Genomic DNA, 15,674 nt, shown 5'->3' with positions numbered 1-15,674 from the left:
TGACAGGGTTCGGCGGTGTATGCTATAATACAGGCGGACGCTGTTACATATGGCGGTCAGACCTTCTGTTCCTTTCCCGCAGTCTGCGGCAGGAAGGAGGTGGCGCGAATGCAGAAGAAAGCATTTAGGCTTTTTATGTGTGCGGTCATTGTACTGTACATTTTCTGTATAAAAGCGCGATGACCGCTCGTCTGATCCACGAACGGTCATCTAAATGAACGGTCTATAGGGTCTGACTGCTGTAACAGCGTTCCCTTTGCTTATATTATAGCATATGCTCCGGCTTTGTCAAGAACGACAGGGACGGGGCATTTTTATGCCTCGGGGAAAGAGGTTATATGGATAATCCCATCACTCGTGCCGAGCACGAAGAGTTTCGCCGACGGCTCGAAGAAGAAAATCGTCGGCAGGACAAGCGCATTGAGCTGTTGGAGAATAATATGCGCGAGCTGAACCAGCTGACCGCCTCGGTCGGCAAGCTGGCAACCTCGGTTGAGAGCATGGTCAAGGAGCAGGAAAAGCAGGGCAAGCGCCTTGAAACGCTCGAGGACCGCGACGGCGCGATGTGGCGCAAGGTTGTGGCCTACGGCGCTACGGCTGTGATCGGTATCGTTATCGGCTACATTGCTCGGCAGATCGGCTTGAACTGAGAAAGAGAGGTACTTATGAACTGGAAAATCAGAATCAAGAACCCGGTGTTCTGGGTGCAGATCGCCCTTGGTGCGTTCGCAACGGCGCTGGCCTATGCCGGCCTGACCGCCGCGGACATGACCACCTGGGCGGGCGTATGGCAGATTATCAAGGCCACGGCGGCAAACCCGTACTGCCTGTTTTTGATTGCCTGCAACGTGTGGTCGGCACTTAATGACCCGACCACCAGCGGTCTGACGGACTCGGATCGCGCTAAGTCGTACACTGCGCCGCTGGAAAAGTGAGGTGCGCTATGACGAATATTCCGTTTCTGCAGGCTGACTCGAGCAATTTCTATTCTGGCCGAGGCGGCAACAGTATCAAGTATATTGTCGTACACTATACGGCCGGTAACGGTGATACCGCCATGAATAATGCGCAGTATTTCCACAACAACAGCGGCTTGCAGGCGTCGGCGCATTATTTTGTCGATGAGCACAGTGTTGTGCAGTCTGTCCGCGATACAGACGGTGCATGGCACTGCGGCGGTCCGTTGGAAAGCTCGCATCACCCGCTGCACAATATCTGTATGAACCGCAACAGTCTGGGTGTGGAGATGTGCTCGGACAAGGTAAACGGCAAGTACGTTATTACCGCCCAGACGGTAGACCGCACGGTTGAGCTGGTGCGCTGGCTGATGGACAAGTACGGCATCGACGTGGATCATGTTGTGCGCCATTATGACGTAACGGGTAAGGACTGCCCGGAGCCGTGGGTGCGTGATGAGAGCCTGTGGCGCAAGTTTAAGGCGCGGCTGACCGCGCCGGTTGAACCCGAACCGAAGAAGGAGGACGACGAAGTGGTAGAAAAGAAAAAGGTCCTGCTCAACGGCAAGACCTACGAGTGCGACGTCATTACAAAGGACGTCACTAACTATATCAAGATGAGATCGCTCCAGCAGGCGGGCTTTATGATCGGGTATGACGCTGTTCGCAAGGTTCCGAGCATCACCGCACCGCAGTGCCGCACATTTGTCCCGGACGGCGATGAGGCTGTACAGGCCGCAGTTGATACGCTGCGGGAAACCGCAGGTCTGGAAGATAAGACGATCGAGTATCTGCTCCGCTATCAGTGGGGCGAGGACCTCGTGAAGAAGCTGGCAGCCGCAGTTAAGTAAATAGTAAGGCCCTCGGTGTTCGATTTGGACACCGAGGGCCTGTTGTTATTCAGTTGGTTTTGGAGTATTGCCATCAAAAATCACATGAGCAAACCGAAAACGCTGTGTGACATTCGGATACTTCTTGTGATCTACCTCTGATGCAAACATATCGTATGGCCGTGCATAGATTTTGAAATCATCATAGAGAGCCTGATAAATTACCAAAGGCTCACTGGTTTCTGTATGCGTGGCAATGGCGAGAACCTGATATAGTTTGCCTTTGAAGTGCAGATATTTCTCGCCAACTAATATTTTTCGACTACTTGGATTCATTTTCCTCTCCTATATTGAAAAACTGGCTAATGTTCCGGAGAATTAAGCCAACAAAAACTACAACGATCAAGAATGATAAGATTGCGATAATCCAACCAGAATATCCGTCGGGACAAATATGTTTAGTCAAAAGACTAGTCACTTGATTGACCAAAATGCCAATAAGGAACGCTAATAAACCGCTTTCTAAAAGAAGAGTTGTCAACTGGATAAAGCGTTCCTTTCCTACGGCACGCTTTATTTCTTTGAGCTTCTTTTTCTTTTCATCTTCTGTGATGTCACGGAGTATTTCGTTTCGAATATCTTTATAGATATCACGTTCGGCATGCTGCTGTAATCGAAGTAATTCGGATGCAGCTATACCATCAGTAGCATTATCTTTTAAGCGATCGGACACATATGCATGAATAAGTTCCTCGGTAGTGATATGATCGTTGTTATCTGTCATTGAGGTAGGCTCCGCTCATGATTTTTCTATATAGTTCTTGTGCCTTAGGTGAAAAATCGGATTCTGTAAATTTAGCACCTAAAAACTCATTTTCATTATGGTAAGAAGCATCTGCCTTAGCACTATAAACTTTTTCAGGCGAAGGCTCGCTTTTTAGTTCTTCAAAAACAATCTGAGCGATAGGCATGTCAGACGTCAAAGCGATAGAATTAGGGCTTACATTTCGCAGACCAATCTGCAGAGTTCCTCGATATCCAGGATTGCAGTGCTGATCCGAAACAATAATACCCAATCGAGTAAACTTGGTCCTTGGACGAATATGTGCAATCATATTGGAAGGAATGCAGATAGTTTCTTTCAATGTCACTAAGATGTATTCCATCGGTTTCAGAATGAATGAAGAAGAATCGGGAATAGGAACTTCTTTGTACAAAGAATCAATCGCATTTTGGTCGGTTAAAGAAATTGTTCGCACATCATCTTTGAAAACATGGATAACATCTGACATGGAAACATCGTAAGAAGCACCTTGCAGGCGAAACTCGTCGAAAGGAGATATCAAAGGATGCTCTGGCTGCGTGCAGAGGACGCGGATATCTTTATCGGATAAAATCACTCTAAACAACTCCTGCTATAATAGAACTGTAACATAATAATAAGCAAATAGTAGGGGTTTGTCAATGTTTTTATTGACATTTTTGATATGATAGGTTATACTATATAGCCTGTCATAAGCGGTTAGGCTATCAGGAATGTTGATGACTATGCTGTGTTTATGGAGAAAGGTACAGCGTAAAAGATATAACAGGGAAGATATTATAAAGAGTTTTGATAGATGTAGAAAATGTGTAGGAAAACAAGAAAGACGAACCTCAAAAAATGACGATATATCTAACAAAATCGGCATTTTCTATAACCGCTTGACGTGCGGAAGGTCAGCGGTTCGAACCCGTTAATGTCCACCACCAAGCCACTCATTGTGAGTGGCTTTTTCTTTTGTCTGAACAAAAAGCAGCTGAGACCCCACATCTCAGCTGCTTCTATTTCGTCCCACATTTTGCTTTTACTCTCTGTGCTGCCGCTATCCTTCGGCAGCTGCCTTTTATTGCTCGGTCTCGCGGATATATTTGAAAACCGAGTGCTCCAGATAAAATTGCACATCACCTTCTGTCAGCTCATACGGCTTGTGGCCGTCAATGCACAGCCAGTATCGTCCGTCCGCACTTTGCTTGAGATAGGCATTCTCGTCGTCAAAATAGACGGTCGAGCTGCTGTCGGGCTCGGCCGGTGGCTCGAATGCCGGCTGCGGCAGCACCGCATACGACAGTGCCAGCAGGACAGCAAAGCTGCCGATGAGTACGGCACTTGCGGTTCGGTCGTTCGGCTGCTCCGCGCAGGTGAGCACGGCGGTGAACCGCTCCCGCATGGCCTTGTCTGCCTCGGCGCGAAACAGGGCCGTGGACGGCTGCGGCACCGGCTGCTGCGTGCAGCCTTGCTTCATTGCGGCGAGGATGGCGCGCAGATAGGCTGTGCGTTCCTTTGCATTCAGCGTCTGTGCAATCGCACGGTCGCATTTAAGCTCGAGCGTCTGTTCCAAATCCTTCTGCAGCAGGTATACGACCGGATTCCACCAGAAAATGATGCAGTACAGCGTTACGAGCAGCTTGACAGCCGTATCATGGTTGAGAAAATGCGTGTACTCGTGCAGCAGAATGTAGTGCAGTTCGGCGTCTGTGTACGTCTTGTCCGGCAGAATGATGTACCGGCGCAGCACACCTACGCCAAAGGCAGATTCGATATTCGCGGCTGTACGTCCGCGAACTTTGATGGTGCGGCCGGTCTGCCGCCGGATCTCGCTCAGCAGGAAAGCCGTGCGGCTGTCCCATGGCTTGGCTTGCCGCGCAGCGCGGATGGCTTTGCAATACTGCAACGCGTAATGGATCAGCAGAAAAACTGTGCCGAGCAGCCAGATTGCACACAAAAGCAGTCCGACCGGCAGGTGCGTGACCGAATCGGGCTTGCGCGCCAGAAAGTTGTAGATGCGCGGATACACGACGCTGTCGCTCACAATCACTGCGTGCGGAAACTCGAGCGGCAGCAGCAGGCGCGCGGCGCAGAACAGGTAAAGCAGCACCATAGTCAGCACGCCGAAATGCGGCCGGAAGCGTGTGCGCCGCACAAGATAGATCACAATAATCAACAAACTGCTCCATAAAAGTGCAGATATAAAGGAAAATAGGGTTATTTGCATATTATTTATCTTCTTTGTTCTGCAGCGCAGCTTCGTACTGATCGACCATTTTTTCCAGCTCGGCAATCAGCTTTTCTTCCTGCTCGGATTCGTTTGATTTGGCAGGTTTTTTGAACAGCGCTACGGCGATTCGGGCAAACAGTGCCTGGTTCACGCCTTGCTCCTCGAGCATGTTCGCCAGAAATTCGTCCTTGGTGTAGCAGGGGACGAACTGCCGCGACTGATAGCGTCCGTTCTGCAGCAGACCGCTGACCTGCACCATGCCTTTTTTGACAAGCTGACCGAGCAGTTTGTCGATATAATTGGTGTTCCAGCGGGCCTCCGTAATTTTTTCGGCAAGCTGCAGTGTTGTGAGCGGACGGTTTTCCCGCCATAAGGTGTCCATCAGAATTTCCTCGGAGTTGGACAGCTTGAAGCGCTTCATTGGCCTCACCTCTGTTTTGATAATCACCTGTAAGGTGTTTGTTATAAGATAAGAATAACCACCTTGAAGGTGGTTGTCAATATCTTGATGGAAATTTGTAGGAATATCTGAAACTGGACATGATAAATTGTGAGAAGTGACAATATATTTTCTGGTGACAGGGGGAAAGGCACACCTTTCGGTGTGCCTGAGGCTGTCGAAAAACTATCGTTTTTCGGGCAGCCTCTCGATCGAAACCACGCTTTCGATCGAATGCTGAAGAAAAACCGCGTCCTCCGGACACATTTTTTCTTCCCTTGTATAAAAACCGAGGTACACAAGGTGAATTGCCGCATAGCGGCAAGAGAGGGTGGTCTGGACCACGCCCCCCGGTTTTTATGAATTTGCTGCGCAAATTCTATTTTATACGTGCTGTCGCACGAAGCACAAAATAGAAATCTGACTTTTTCGACAAGCTGAGGCACACCTTTCGGTGTGCCTCATTTCATTTTCCGCAGATATTCTTTTTGCAGGCGCTGACGGGGTACCACGCACATCCGCGACAAATATCCTCCAGCATGACCGATGTCATTTGTGTGTCGATTGCACGGATCAGGTCCTGATAAACATACACGCCCTCGTGCAAATTAAAGTATTCGACCGTCTTTCGGTCAAAGCGAGAGACCTTTTCCTGTGCTTCGCACAGGTCATCAGCGGTGTGGTGCGGGCAGTGCGCGCACAGAGAATCCGAGCCAAAGACAAGCCGGATTCGGGTTCCCGGTACATTTCGCAGAGAATGCACAATTGCACTCATATTTTGCACAAATTCTGTGCTATAGCCCCTGCCGGAGTACCCTTGTGTGCAAAGCAGATGATGCGGGCGCAGCCGGATCATGCCTTTAGCCCCGGGATGCGCTTGCGAACAAGAAAGCCGATCACGGTTGCAAGAACAGCCTTGATGACAGCGGTCGGGATGAACGGCAGCACGCATGCGGTCACGCCTGCGGCGATCGAGCTGTTCATGAGTACGCAGAACATCACCGTGCCGACAACATAGTTGGCAATCGTGCCGACGATCAGCGCGATGACATACGCGCCGCGGAATGCATGACGGTGATCGGCGCCCCAGCCGATGATAAACGCCATCAGCGGGAAGGAGATCAGAAAACCGCCGGTAGGACCGATAAACTTGTCAAAACCGCCGGAAAAGTTCGCGAGCACCGGTACGCCGACGGCACCGAGCAGCAGATAAATTACGCATGAAACTGTGCTCAGCTTGGCGCCGAGTACGACAGCCGCCAGCGTAATCGCGAACGTCTGCATGGTCATCGGTACGCCGCCGGGCATCGGAATGGAAATCTGCGCCATGATCGCAATGACCGCTGCGAACAGTCCGGAATAGCAGATGTCGCGCACGGAAAACGCGCTGCGCTGTGCGGGCTTGCTGGAAATGTCACTCATTGGGAGTTCCTCCTCGTTGTTTTGCTTATTGCATTAAACCACAGATTTACTGCAATGTCAACTGATTTTGGAAAAATGGTTGACGGTATGCGAAAAAAAGAAACAGCCGTTCCGTGCATTTGCACAGAACGGCTGTTTGCTCAGCTTGCAGAGCGCTCCCAGCGGGCGAAAATGCGGTGGAGGATCAGGCAGAACAGCAGCGCGAACACCACGCCGAACATATTCTGTGCGACACGCAGACCGACCGCGCTTTTGAGTCCGTATGCGCTGGTTGCAATAGCGAGCGCACCGAACGTGTTGAACACAGCCTGCCAGCCGTATTTCGCGGAAAAACCGACACCGATGCCGCCAATCACGCCGATATAGGCGTAAATCGAGGACGGAAGCAGGAAATACAGCGCTAAAAAGCAGCAAACACCCACAATATTTCCGATGATACGCCAGCGAACGCGGTAGCGCATATCGTCCATCGCGGGAAGGATTGCGCTCATGGCGGCAATGCCCGCCCACATCGCACGCGGCATGCCGCTCAGCTCTGCGAGGAAAAGCACGAGCGGAACGCAGATGATCTGGCAAAGCTGCCATTTGGAGCGCGGATGGCGCAGATCGAAAGCAGGAAGGATGTCTCCTGCACAGAGCTCATAGGCATTGCCGCGATGGTTGCCATAGAATACCGCGCAGACCAGAAGCGCACCGGCAGCAAGTCCAAACAGGCGCATTTGATAGGCGTGCCCGCTCACATCGTAACCATACAACAGCAGATAGCCGAGCACGAGTGTGGACTGATTGAACATTCTTGGCTCGTGGCAGCCGAACAGAATGAGCAGGGCAATCGCAGCAGCATTGATGAACAATCCGCCGACCGGACCGGCCAGATTGGCTGCATGCGGTCCGACGGCCATAATGCCGAAAAATCCGGCGAGCAGCAGCGTGGACTGTCCTGTGCGAATGCACAGATGTGCGCTGCGGAATACGAGCAGATACAGCAGCACGACTACGCCGACGATGCTGTTGTCTGCGCCGAAGCCCAGACTGTAAAGTGAAACGAAAACAAAGCAGAATGCGACGGTTATCGCAATTTTGGTCAAATACACGGCAATATGGTACAGCTTTTCGCGCTGTGACGCACTCTCACGGATGATTTTCTTTGAGCCTGCCTGATTGACCTGTAATTCCTGATAAAATGTCATGAAATTCCTTTCCAATCGGTGAAAATGAGTAACTATATAACTGTATCACCATCGAGAAAAAATTTCAACTGTTTTTTTAAAATCGAACAACAGGCCGGATATACTTCCAGAAACGTACACAATCGTGCACAAAATAGAACACACGACCGGGTGCGGTATCCAGACAGCAGCCGGCGGCCGCTCGGCTCGTTCACGAACGCCATCTGCTGCTCGGCTTCGGGGACAAGCTGCCGCAGAAGCGCGCTGACCGTTTCTAAATCCGCTCCGGGAATGCGAGCCTGCCTTTGCATAAAATCCCAGTAACCGATGCTCTCGTAGTTGCGAATGTGTGCGAAACCTGCGACTGCGAACAGTCAAGCAGCCGAGTTAAATACGCGAGTGTCAGCGTTTCGCCCTCACGCGCACGGATACAGCGGTCAATCTCGGCGATCAGCCGCAGAACATTGTCGTGCCAGTTTTGCATGAAAATCCCTCCTTGTCCCTGCATGATACAGGAGAATAAGCTGTGCCGCTTGATCTGATCTGCAAAAAAAGAAAAACCGACGTAAAAACGCCGGTTTTCGATCTTATCCGTTCTTCTTGATGGCATTGATGAGCCGCTCGGCCTGTGGAGCGCCGTGCTTCTTGGCTTGCTCGGCCCAGTAGAGCGCCTCGTGCGCGTCATGCGGTGTGCCTTCGCCGCGTGCGTACAGGATAGCGGTGTTCATCATGCACGCTGCGTTGCCGCCCTGAGCAGCCTTGAGAAAATACTGGAAGGCGAAGGTCGCATCCTGCGGAACGCCGGTACCGGTGCTGTACAGCCATGCCAGACGACCCATCGCCAGTACGTTGCCGCGGTTTGCGGCAATCTGGTACCAACGGACAGCCTCGTCCATGTCCTTTTCCAAGCCGCGGTCGCCCGTCTCGATCAGGCTGGCGATTAGTGCCGCAGCCTCCGGATGGCCGTATTCAGCGGCCTTGCGGTACCAGGTGAGCGCGGTCTGCTGGTTCTTTTCCGCGCCGAAGCCCTTGTCATGGTAGCACGCCAGATTGAACATAGCAACCGGATCGTTTTGCTCAGCCGCCTTTTTTGTCCATTCAAAGGCATTCTCAGCATTCTTTTCCACGCCCTGTCCGCGCTCATACAGCGAGCCGAGCGCACGCTGCGCCGGTGCGCAGCCGTCCTCCGCAAGAGCCAGCCACTGACCGGCCGCTTCAGCAAAATTGCCTGCCTTATATGCGTCCAGAGCCTGATTGAACGCCTGTTCAATGCTCTGCTGATTTTCCTTGTTCGCTTCCATTGTTTACTCCTCCAGACAGTACCGCCTCCGAAATATGCGGTATGCAGATATCTTATTTTATCACACCGCACGTCGAAAGTCTACGAAAAAGCGAAAGAAATAGCATGGCACAACCGTATCTTGACAAAAATGTGAAATGTGTGTGAATGGACTTGCGCTTTGCGCTGAAAAAACGTAAACTGGAAATAGGATTTCTTAAACCAAGGTATAGATTGTAAAACAACGGCACTCTATCAGATAAAAGGAGAATGTCAAATGGGACTTATCAAAGCAGCAGCAGGCGCGGGCGGCGGTGTGCTGGCTGACCAGTGGAAGGAATATTTTTACTGTGATGCGATAGACGCGGATGTGCTCGCGGTCAAGGGCCGCAAAAAGGTCACCAGGCGGTCGAGCAACACCAAGGGCGACGAGGATATCATCACGAGCGGCTCGGTCATCGCGGTGGCGGACGGACAGGCGATGATGATCGTCGATCAGGGCAAGGTCGTGGAAGCCGCATTCGAGCCGGGTGAGTTCGTCTACGATTCGTCCGCCGAGCCGACTATTTTCGCCGGTTCGTTCGGTGACAGCGTGTGCAAAATGTTCGCCAACATGGCCAAGCGCTTCACGTTCGGCGGAGAAGCGCCGCGCACGCAGCGCGTCTACTATTTCAACACCAAGGAGCTGACCGGCAACAAGTACGGAACCGCGTCTCCGGTGCCGTTCCGCGTGCTCGATGAGCGGGCGGGCATCGACATGGACATTGGTCTGCGGTGCTTCGGCGAGTACAGCTACAAGATTGTCAATCCCATGCTGTTCTATACCAACGTGTGCGGCAACATGGCAGAGGAATACCGGCGGGAAAATCTGGACAGCCAGCTCAAAAGCGAGCTGCTGACCGCGCTGCAGCCCGCCTTTGCGCGCATTGGTGCAAACGGTGTGCGCTACTCGGCGCTGCCCGCGCATACGATGGAAATTGCAGACGCGCTCAACGAACAGCTTTCGTCCAAGTGGCGTGAGCTGCGCGGCATCGAGATCGTGTCGTTCGGCGTCAACTCGGTCAAGGCGGACGAGGAGGACGAAAAGACCATCAAGGAAATGCAGCGCGAGGCTGCCTACCGCGATCCGACCCGTGCGGCAGGCTCGCTCGTGCACGCGCAGGCCGAGGCGATGAAGTCTGCGGCAGCGAATGCGAACGCCGGTCCGGCGATGGCGTTCATGGGCATGAATATGGCCGGTCAGGCAGGTGGAGCCAGCGTGCAGAATCTGTACGCAATGGGTCAGCAGCAGGCGCAGACGGCAGGTGAGTGGACGTGCTCGTGCGGACAGACCGGAAACACCGGCAAATTCTGCATGGGCTGCGGCAGACCCAGACCTGAGCAGAGCAGCTGGAAATGCGTTTGCGGTACGGTCAATACCGGAAAATTCTGCTCCGAGTGCGGAAAGCCCCGACCGGAGAATACGACCTGGACGTGCTCGTGCGGCGCAGTCAATCAGGGAAAGTTTTGCTCGGAGTGCGGCAAGGCAAAACCAAATATGTAAAAATGATAGACGATCCAATGTATATCGTAGGGTGAGGGCAACCCGCCCTACGGATTCACTTCAAAAATAAAAAGTGATGGTGAAGAAATGTCAGACAAAGCAACAAACTACCAATGCCCGTCCTGCACGGGACCGCTGCACTACGACGGCGCCGCGGGACGGCTGCAATGCGACTACTGCGGCTCGTCATTTGACCCGGCAGAGATCGAAAAGCTGTACGCTGAAAAGGAACAGCAGGCCGCGTCTCAGCCGGAGACAGGGAGCGACACCGGTGAATGGCAGTCCTCCGCAGATGAGGACTGGGGCACGGACGCAGACAAGATGCGCGTATACAGCTGTCCGTCCTGCGGTGCGCAGCTGATCTGCGAGGAGACCACGGCGGCGACCTCGTGCCCGTACTGCGGCAACCCGACCGTCATTCCCGAGCAGTTCAGCGGCATTCTCAAGCCGGACTACATACTGCCGTTCAAGCTGAGCAAGGAGGATGCGGTTTCCGCGCTCAAGCAGCATTACAAGGGAAAGCTGCTGCTGCCCAAGCTGTTCCGCGATAATAACCATATCGAGGAGCTGCGCGGCATTTATGTACCGTTCTGGCTGTTCGACGGCGAAGCCGAAGGCAGCGCGAATTACATGGCGACGACCACGCGCGTGTTCCGTCACGGAGACACGGAAATCACCGAGACCAGCTTTTACGAGGTGCAGCGCGCGGGCACGCTGCCGTTCAGCCGTGTTCCGGTGGATGCATCGCGCAAGATGCCGGATGATTATATGGATTCCATCGAGCCGTTTGATTATGCCGGCCTGAAGCCATTTTCGACCGCCTATCTGCCCGGATTTTTCGCGGATAAGTTCGATGTTTCCATCGAGGAGAGCAGCAGCCGTGCGGACAAGCGCTGTCGGCAGTCGCTGTCGGATGCGCTGCAGGGAACCGCGCGAAACGGCCGTCCGTATACCTCGGTCACGCCGACCGGCGAGGATATTCACCTCAAACGCACCGGTGTACATTACGCGCTGCTGCCGGTCTGGATGCTGAATACCCGCTGGAACGGCAAGAATTACATGTTTGCGATGAACGGTCAGACCGGACGCATGGTCGGTGACCTGCCGGTGGACAGAAAACGGTTCTGGGGTCTGTTTGCCGCCGTTGCCGCGCCCATGACTGCGGTGCTGACGGCGCTGCTGTATTTTCTGTAAGGAGGCGGCGTAGATGAAAAACAAGAGAAAACTGCGTCTGGCTGCGCTCTTAGCAGTGCTTTTGCTGCTGTTTCCGGCCTTTGCGGTTGAGGACGATATAACGGATGAGAGCGATACCTCGACCACCCAGACGGAGGAAACTGACCAGACCGCACCGCTCGGCGGTACGGATTCGATTGACCCGTCGGCAGACAAGCCGCGCGTGTTCGACTATGAAGAGGTGCTGACGCAGGTCCAGATTGACACGCTCGAGGAAAAAATCAGGGCGATCGCGGAGAAATACGGCATCGGTGTCGGCATCATAACGATTGACGACTACACGCCGTACGGCGATGACGCTTATGATGCGGCAGAGCAGCTCTACAACGAGCTTGATCTGGGTGCGAGCGAGGACGGCGACGGCGTGGCGCTGCTCATCAGTCTGGATGACCGCGATTTTGCGACCTATGCGCACGGCGCGAAAGCCGAGGAGATTTTCAGCGATGCGGTCCTGCAGGATTTGGAGTCGTATTTCCTGGATAATTTCGGAAACGATGATTGGTACGGCGGCTTTTCGGACTTCGTTTCCGGCTGTGAGTGGTATCTGCAGCATGTAGCCGAAGGCGGCAAAGCCGGTGTGCCGGTGCATAATGAGGTCGAGATTTCGGACAGTACGCAGGAAGACACAGCGGACGATTCGTTTTCGCTCGGCGGTGCATTCGGCCTGTCGCTGCTCATTTCGTGCGTGGCGGCGCTGATCGTGTGCATGGTGTTCCGTTCGCAGATGAAATCCGTGCATACACAGACGACTGCAAACCGGTATGTGGGAAACGGCGGCCTCAATCTGACGCTCAGCCGCGATATTTACCGTTATACCTCGCAGAAGCGGCGGCAGATTCCGCGAAATGACAATAATAACAACTCGACCGGCGGCGGTCACGGCGGAGCCGGATTTTCCGGCAGCGTCAGCCATACCAGCAGTTCGGGACATGGGAGAAGCGGTAAATTCTGAATGGAAAACGGAGAATGAACATAGCTGCATTTTCCGTAAACAAAAAGCAAAAAGACAGCCGACAGGCTGTCTTTTTTTATGCAAAAAACGGAGATAATTCCGCAATTTTCGCAATCGTTTTGGATTCCTTCGGGAAGTCCTTCTGCAGCCTTGCGGCACACCGTCTGCAGAAATCCTCATACAACTCGGGATTCTCCCGCATTTGCTGCTTGAAGCCCCAGATATGGGTAAAATATCCGTTCTGCGCACCGCCGAACAGCGCAGGCAGGTCACTGAGGGCAGCCGCATGCGCGTGCTTTTTCTCGGCGCACATGGCGAGCAGCCGCTGCTCGGCGAACACCATGTAGGTGAGTGTGTCGTCGGCATCCGGTGAGCAGCGCATGAAGCGGATGGCGGTGTCCGTGTAGTACCGTCGGAACTCGTCATTGCCGAAATAGGCGAGCGCGGTATTGAACGGCTGTACCGTCCAGTCAAATGAATCAAGCGGGAAGCCTTCGGTTTTGGCGAATGCCGTTTGATCCGGATAGATGGACGGCGTAATGTCCTCGCGGTGGATGGCTGCGGTGTCCGGTCCGTCGAGCAGATTACTGATGGATTTCCAGCAGATGAAATCTGTATCAAGCATCACGCACGGCGATGGCACAGCGGAGAGCGCGTACAGCTTGCCGGCCGCCCAGAAGGCTGTGGCGTTTATGTCCTCGGGCATGGTGTCCAACAGAGGATACACGCCGTCATCCCACAAAAAACAAAGCCCGAGCGATTCATAATAACGCTTGGCAGGTGTGTCGCAGATCATGCGGATCGAACCGTTCTCCCTGCGCCACTCGAGCGCGGAAAGCGCGGTCGTGAGCAGTTCAAACGGCTCGATTCGGTATTCCATATGGGGATTGCGGACGAAAAACGGCTTTGTCCAGTTGGAGTGGAACGCCTGCATCAGATCAGCTCCAATCCGTAGCCGCCGACCGGGCACGAGCCGGAACCGAACCGGAACGAACCCGATCCGGAACCGGAATAACTGGTGCGGTAAGAGGTGGTGTACGAGGTCACATACGAGCCGGAGCCTGAGCCGCACGGCACGCAAACGGTCTGTATAACGGTAGTTTCACCGGATGCGGAGACAGCGGTTTCCTCACCTGCTGTCGAGGGGACAGCGCCGCCCATGATGGGCACCGGAGGGCGCTCGTCATCGGCCGGATACCAGCCCTCCGGGTAGGGGTCCACCGCGAAAACAGGTGCTGGTGCGGCAGACTGTGCCGGATCACTTGCTTCGGGTGCGGTCTCGGGAGCAGGTGCTTCTTCGGTTTTCGGTTGGCAATGCCGCGCATAGCTCGCTTCGTCGAACACAACGCCGTCGATCTCGCGGTATTTTTCCGGATTCATTGCCACAATACCGTTCGGCTTGGACATAACACCACACACCTCTCATTCACTAATTATAATTATATATGAAGGGAGCGCAATCCGCAACCGCAAACAAGCAAAATTTTGGCTTTACAATCCGCAGATGGTTTTCGTATAATAGTAGGGAGAAAACAGATACGGTGTTCCGGTCGGTTGATTATGCTGTACCATGTAAAATATTGTAGGGGCGCGCATTGCGCGTACGTTTTATCCGGTTAGCACAATATCAATTCTGCGGATTGGATTAAACAACTACCGTGAGGCACCCGCCCTACGGTAAAAGTTAGATAAATGTCATTTGTATATAGAATGGGAGAAATTATGGATTTTTTATCGTTAGAGCAGTCGGTCTGGCGCCGATTGCAGGAAGAAACGCGTCCAATCGCGCTGTACGGCATGGGCGACGGCGCAGACAAAATACTTGCGCAGTTTGACCGTCTGGGCATTCGCGCGTCTGCGGTGTTCGCAAGTGATGAATTTGCCCGCGGCAATCTGTTCCACGGGTTCTGCGTGCGCAAGCTGTCGGACACGGTAGCCGAGCTGGGCGAGGACATCGTAATCGTGATTGCGTTCGCCAGCCAGAGACCCGAGGTGCTGCAGCTGATGTATGCGCTCGAGGAAAAATACGACGTGGTGGCGCCGGACGTGCCGGTGGTCGAGGGACCGCTGTTCGATGAGGATTTCGTGCGCGCGCACCAGGACGAGATGCAGCGGGCGTATGATCTTCTGGCAGATGATTTGTCGCGCGAGGTTTTTCTGGATACCGTGCGCTTCAAGCTGTCCGGCAAAATGGAATACCTGCGCCACAGTGAATCCGACAAGGATGAGGTGTTTCATAATCTCCTGCGCCCGACCGCAGAGGAGCATTTCTCCGACCTCGGCGCATACAACGGCGACACCATCCGCGAGCTGCTGCACTACACGGACGGCAAGTTTGCGTCCGTTACCGCCCTCGAACCCGATCGCCGCAGCTTCCGCAAGCTGAATGAGTGGGCGAGTGCCAATATCACGGGCGATGTTACGCTCGTGCAGGCGGGCGCGTGGAACGAGGACACGGTCAAATGCTTCACCGATCAGGCAGGCCGCCAGTCCCGCGTAGCGGGGCAGGGCAAAGAGACGCAGATGCGTGCGCTCGACAGCGTGCTGTCCGGCCGCCCGTGCACCTATCTTAAAATGGACGTGGAGGGCGCAGAGCGCGAAGCCATCGCCGGCGCCGAGAAAACCATTCGGCAGTACGCACCCAAGCTGAACGTTGCTGCCTATCACCGCAGTGAGGATTTCTTTCAGCTGCCGCTGCTCATCCATGCGCTGCAGCCGAACTACCGGCTGTATCTGCGTCACCATCCTTATGTTCCGGCTTGGGATACGAATTTGTACGCAATATAAAAAACAGTGGAAATCCCGGTCGGGCC

General features: G+C 53.6%; 19 protein-coding genes. 7 read left to right on the top strand and 12 right to left on the bottom strand.

Going from position 1 to position 15,674, the window contains the following annotated elements:
* The first annotated feature begins 338 nt into the window (after positions 1–338).
* The 3 genes from PGS25_RS01740 to PGS25_RS01730 are packed head-to-tail and all read left to right on the top strand — an operon-like array spanning position 339 to position 1,807.
* Positions 339–650: a hypothetical protein gene (locus PGS25_RS01740; protein ID WP_270417469.1), complete on the top strand. Its 312-nt coding sequence runs from the start codon at positions 339–341 to the stop codon at positions 648–650.
* Between the two features lie 15 nt (positions 651–665).
* Positions 666–935, top strand: coding sequence for a phage holin (locus tag PGS25_RS01735; RefSeq protein ID WP_270417467.1), 270 nt, complete (start codon positions 666–668; stop codon positions 933–935).
* 8 nt (positions 936–943) lie between these two features.
* Positions 944–1,807, top strand: a complete 864-nt coding sequence (locus PGS25_RS01730) for a peptidoglycan recognition protein family protein (RefSeq protein WP_270417466.1) — start codon at positions 944–946, stop codon at positions 1,805–1,807.
* Positions 1,808–1,852: 45 nt separating this feature from the next.
* On the opposite strand, the gene PGS25_RS01725 is transcribed toward PGS25_RS01730, so the two are convergent.
* The 10 genes from PGS25_RS01725 to PGS25_RS01680 form a co-directional block, all read right to left on the bottom strand.
* Complete coding sequence (locus PGS25_RS01725; RefSeq protein WP_270417464.1) at positions 1,853–2,122, bottom strand: DUF1653 domain-containing protein; 270 nt, start codon at positions 2,120–2,122, stop codon at positions 1,853–1,855.
* Positions 2,109–2,570: a hypothetical protein gene (locus PGS25_RS01720; protein ID WP_270417463.1), complete on the bottom strand. Its 462-nt coding sequence runs from the start codon at positions 2,568–2,570 to the stop codon at positions 2,109–2,111. The genes PGS25_RS01725 and PGS25_RS01720 overlap by 14 nt, the downstream gene beginning before the upstream one ends.
* A complete protein-coding gene (gene dcd, locus PGS25_RS01715; protein ID WP_158575101.1) occupies positions 2,560–3,186 on the bottom strand; it encodes a dCTP deaminase in 627 nt (208 codons plus the stop codon). Before dcd ends, PGS25_RS01720 begins: the two co-directional genes overlap by 11 nt.
* 486 nt (positions 3,187–3,672) lie before the next feature.
* Entirely contained in the window at positions 3,673–4,761 is a 1,089-nt protein-coding gene (locus PGS25_RS01710) for a M56 family metallopeptidase (RefSeq protein ID WP_270417534.1), read from the bottom strand.
* Positions 4,762–4,822: 61 nt separating this feature from the next.
* Positions 4,823–5,245 (bottom strand): BlaI/MecI/CopY family transcriptional regulator, encoded by a 423-nt coding sequence (locus tag PGS25_RS01705; RefSeq protein ID WP_270417462.1) that lies wholly within the window; start codon positions 5,243–5,245, stop codon positions 4,823–4,825.
* Positions 5,246–5,729: 484 nt separating this feature from the next.
* Positions 5,730–6,119, bottom strand: coding sequence for a DUF1284 domain-containing protein (locus PGS25_RS01700; RefSeq protein ID WP_270417461.1), 390 nt, complete (start codon positions 6,117–6,119; stop codon positions 5,730–5,732).
* Entirely contained in the window at positions 6,116–6,685 is a 570-nt protein-coding gene (locus PGS25_RS01695; protein ID WP_117487942.1) for a biotin transporter BioY, read from the bottom strand. The genes PGS25_RS01700 and PGS25_RS01695 overlap by 4 nt, the downstream gene beginning before the upstream one ends.
* Positions 6,686–6,825: 140 nt before the next feature.
* Positions 6,826–7,875, bottom strand: coding sequence for an FUSC family protein (locus PGS25_RS01690; protein WP_270417460.1), 1,050 nt, complete (start codon positions 7,873–7,875; stop codon positions 6,826–6,828).
* Between the two features lie 253 nt (positions 7,876–8,128).
* Positions 8,129–8,338: a hypothetical protein gene (locus PGS25_RS01685; RefSeq protein ID WP_270417459.1), complete on the bottom strand. Its 210-nt coding sequence runs from the start codon at positions 8,336–8,338 to the stop codon at positions 8,129–8,131.
* A gap of 103 nt (positions 8,339–8,441) precedes the next feature.
* Positions 8,442–9,155 (bottom strand): tetratricopeptide repeat protein, encoded by a 714-nt coding sequence (locus PGS25_RS01680; protein ID WP_270417458.1) that lies wholly within the window; start codon positions 9,153–9,155, stop codon positions 8,442–8,444.
* A 255-nt stretch (positions 9,156–9,410) separates the two neighbouring features.
* Here PGS25_RS01680 and PGS25_RS01675 point away from each other — a divergent pair, with 255 nt between their 5' ends.
* From PGS25_RS01675 to PGS25_RS01665, 3 genes are all read left to right on the top strand, one after another.
* Complete coding sequence (locus PGS25_RS01675) at positions 9,411–10,676, top strand: SPFH domain-containing protein (RefSeq protein ID WP_270417456.1); 1,266 nt, start codon at positions 9,411–9,413, stop codon at positions 10,674–10,676.
* A gap of 87 nt (positions 10,677–10,763) precedes the next feature.
* On the top strand, positions 10,764–11,870 hold the full coding sequence (locus PGS25_RS01670; RefSeq protein ID WP_118285294.1) for a hypothetical protein: 1,107 nt from the start codon (positions 10,764–10,766) through the stop codon (positions 11,868–11,870).
* Between the two features lie 13 nt (positions 11,871–11,883).
* Positions 11,884–12,861, top strand: a complete 978-nt coding sequence (locus tag PGS25_RS01665) for a TPM domain-containing protein (RefSeq protein WP_270417453.1) — start codon at positions 11,884–11,886, stop codon at positions 12,859–12,861.
* A 76-nt stretch (positions 12,862–12,937) separates the two neighbouring features.
* Here the strand turns inward: PGS25_RS01665 and PGS25_RS01660 are convergent, their stop codons facing one another.
* Together PGS25_RS01660 and PGS25_RS01655 are read right to left on the bottom strand one after the other, a co-directional pair.
* A complete protein-coding gene (locus PGS25_RS01660; protein WP_270417452.1) occupies positions 12,938–13,795 on the bottom strand; it encodes a hypothetical protein in 858 nt (285 codons plus the stop codon).
* Positions 13,795–14,268, bottom strand: a complete 474-nt coding sequence (locus PGS25_RS01655) for a hypothetical protein (RefSeq protein ID WP_270417451.1) — start codon at positions 14,266–14,268, stop codon at positions 13,795–13,797. Before PGS25_RS01655 ends, PGS25_RS01660 begins: the two co-directional genes overlap by 1 nt.
* A 315-nt stretch (positions 14,269–14,583) precedes the next feature.
* On the opposite strand from PGS25_RS01655, the gene PGS25_RS01650 reads away from it, so the two are divergent.
* Positions 14,584–15,648, top strand: a complete 1,065-nt coding sequence (locus PGS25_RS01650) for an FkbM family methyltransferase (protein WP_270417450.1) — start codon at positions 14,584–14,586, stop codon at positions 15,646–15,648.
* Positions 15,649–15,674 lie beyond the last annotated feature (26 nt).

This window comes from Butyricicoccus sp. AM78-15b2TA (genome assembly GCF_027665985.1).
GTDB classification, from domain to species: Bacteria; Bacillota; Clostridia; order Oscillospirales; family Butyricicoccaceae; genus Agathobaculum; species Agathobaculum butyriciproducens.
Note: the sequence above shows the minus strand (reverse complement) of the source record. Positions and strands in the feature narration are given on the sequence as shown.

Excerpts from the sequence above, each read along its gene's own strand:
- PGS25_RS01740 (WP_270417469.1), top strand. The coding sequence starts at position 339 with ATGGATAATCCCATCACTCGTGCCGAGCACGAAGAGTTTCGCCGACGG.
- PGS25_RS01735 (WP_270417467.1), top strand. The coding sequence starts at position 666 with ATGAACTGGAAAATCAGAATCAAGAACCCGGTGTTCTGGGTGCAGATC.
- PGS25_RS01730 (WP_270417466.1), top strand. The coding sequence starts at position 944 with ATGACGAATATTCCGTTTCTGCAGGCTGACTCGAGCAATTTCTATTCT.
- PGS25_RS01725 (WP_270417464.1), bottom strand. The coding sequence starts at position 2,122 with ATGAATCCAAGTAGTCGAAAAATATTAGTTGGCGAGAAATATCTGCAC.
- PGS25_RS01720 (WP_270417463.1), bottom strand. The coding sequence starts at position 2,570 with ATGACAGATAACAACGATCATATCACTACCGAGGAACTTATTCATGCA.
- PGS25_RS01705 (WP_270417462.1), bottom strand. The coding sequence starts at position 5,245 with ATGAAGCGCTTCAAGCTGTCCAACTCCGAGGAAATTCTGATGGACACC.
- PGS25_RS01700 (WP_270417461.1), bottom strand. The coding sequence starts at position 6,119 with ATGATCCGGCTGCGCCCGCATCATCTGCTTTGCACACAAGGGTACTCC.
- PGS25_RS01695 (WP_117487942.1), bottom strand. The coding sequence starts at position 6,685 with ATGAGTGACATTTCCAGCAAGCCCGCACAGCGCAGCGCGTTTTCCGTG.
- PGS25_RS01690 (WP_270417460.1), bottom strand. The coding sequence starts at position 7,875 with ATGACATTTTATCAGGAATTACAGGTCAATCAGGCAGGCTCAAAGAAA.
- PGS25_RS01685 (WP_270417459.1), bottom strand. The coding sequence starts at position 8,338 with ATGCAAAACTGGCACGACAATGTTCTGCGGCTGATCGCCGAGATTGAC.
- PGS25_RS01680 (WP_270417458.1), bottom strand. The coding sequence starts at position 9,155 with ATGGAAGCGAACAAGGAAAATCAGCAGAGCATTGAACAGGCGTTCAAT.
- PGS25_RS01675 (WP_270417456.1), top strand. The coding sequence starts at position 9,411 with ATGGGACTTATCAAAGCAGCAGCAGGCGCGGGCGGCGGTGTGCTGGCT.
- PGS25_RS01670 (WP_118285294.1), top strand. The coding sequence starts at position 10,764 with ATGTCAGACAAAGCAACAAACTACCAATGCCCGTCCTGCACGGGACCG.
- PGS25_RS01665 (WP_270417453.1), top strand. The coding sequence starts at position 11,884 with ATGAAAAACAAGAGAAAACTGCGTCTGGCTGCGCTCTTAGCAGTGCTT.
- PGS25_RS01660 (WP_270417452.1), bottom strand. The coding sequence starts at position 13,795 with ATGCAGGCGTTCCACTCCAACTGGACAAAGCCGTTTTTCGTCCGCAAT.
- PGS25_RS01655 (WP_270417451.1), bottom strand. The coding sequence starts at position 14,268 with ATGTCCAAGCCGAACGGTATTGTGGCAATGAATCCGGAAAAATACCGC.
- PGS25_RS01650 (WP_270417450.1), top strand. The coding sequence starts at position 14,584 with ATGGATTTTTTATCGTTAGAGCAGTCGGTCTGGCGCCGATTGCAGGAA.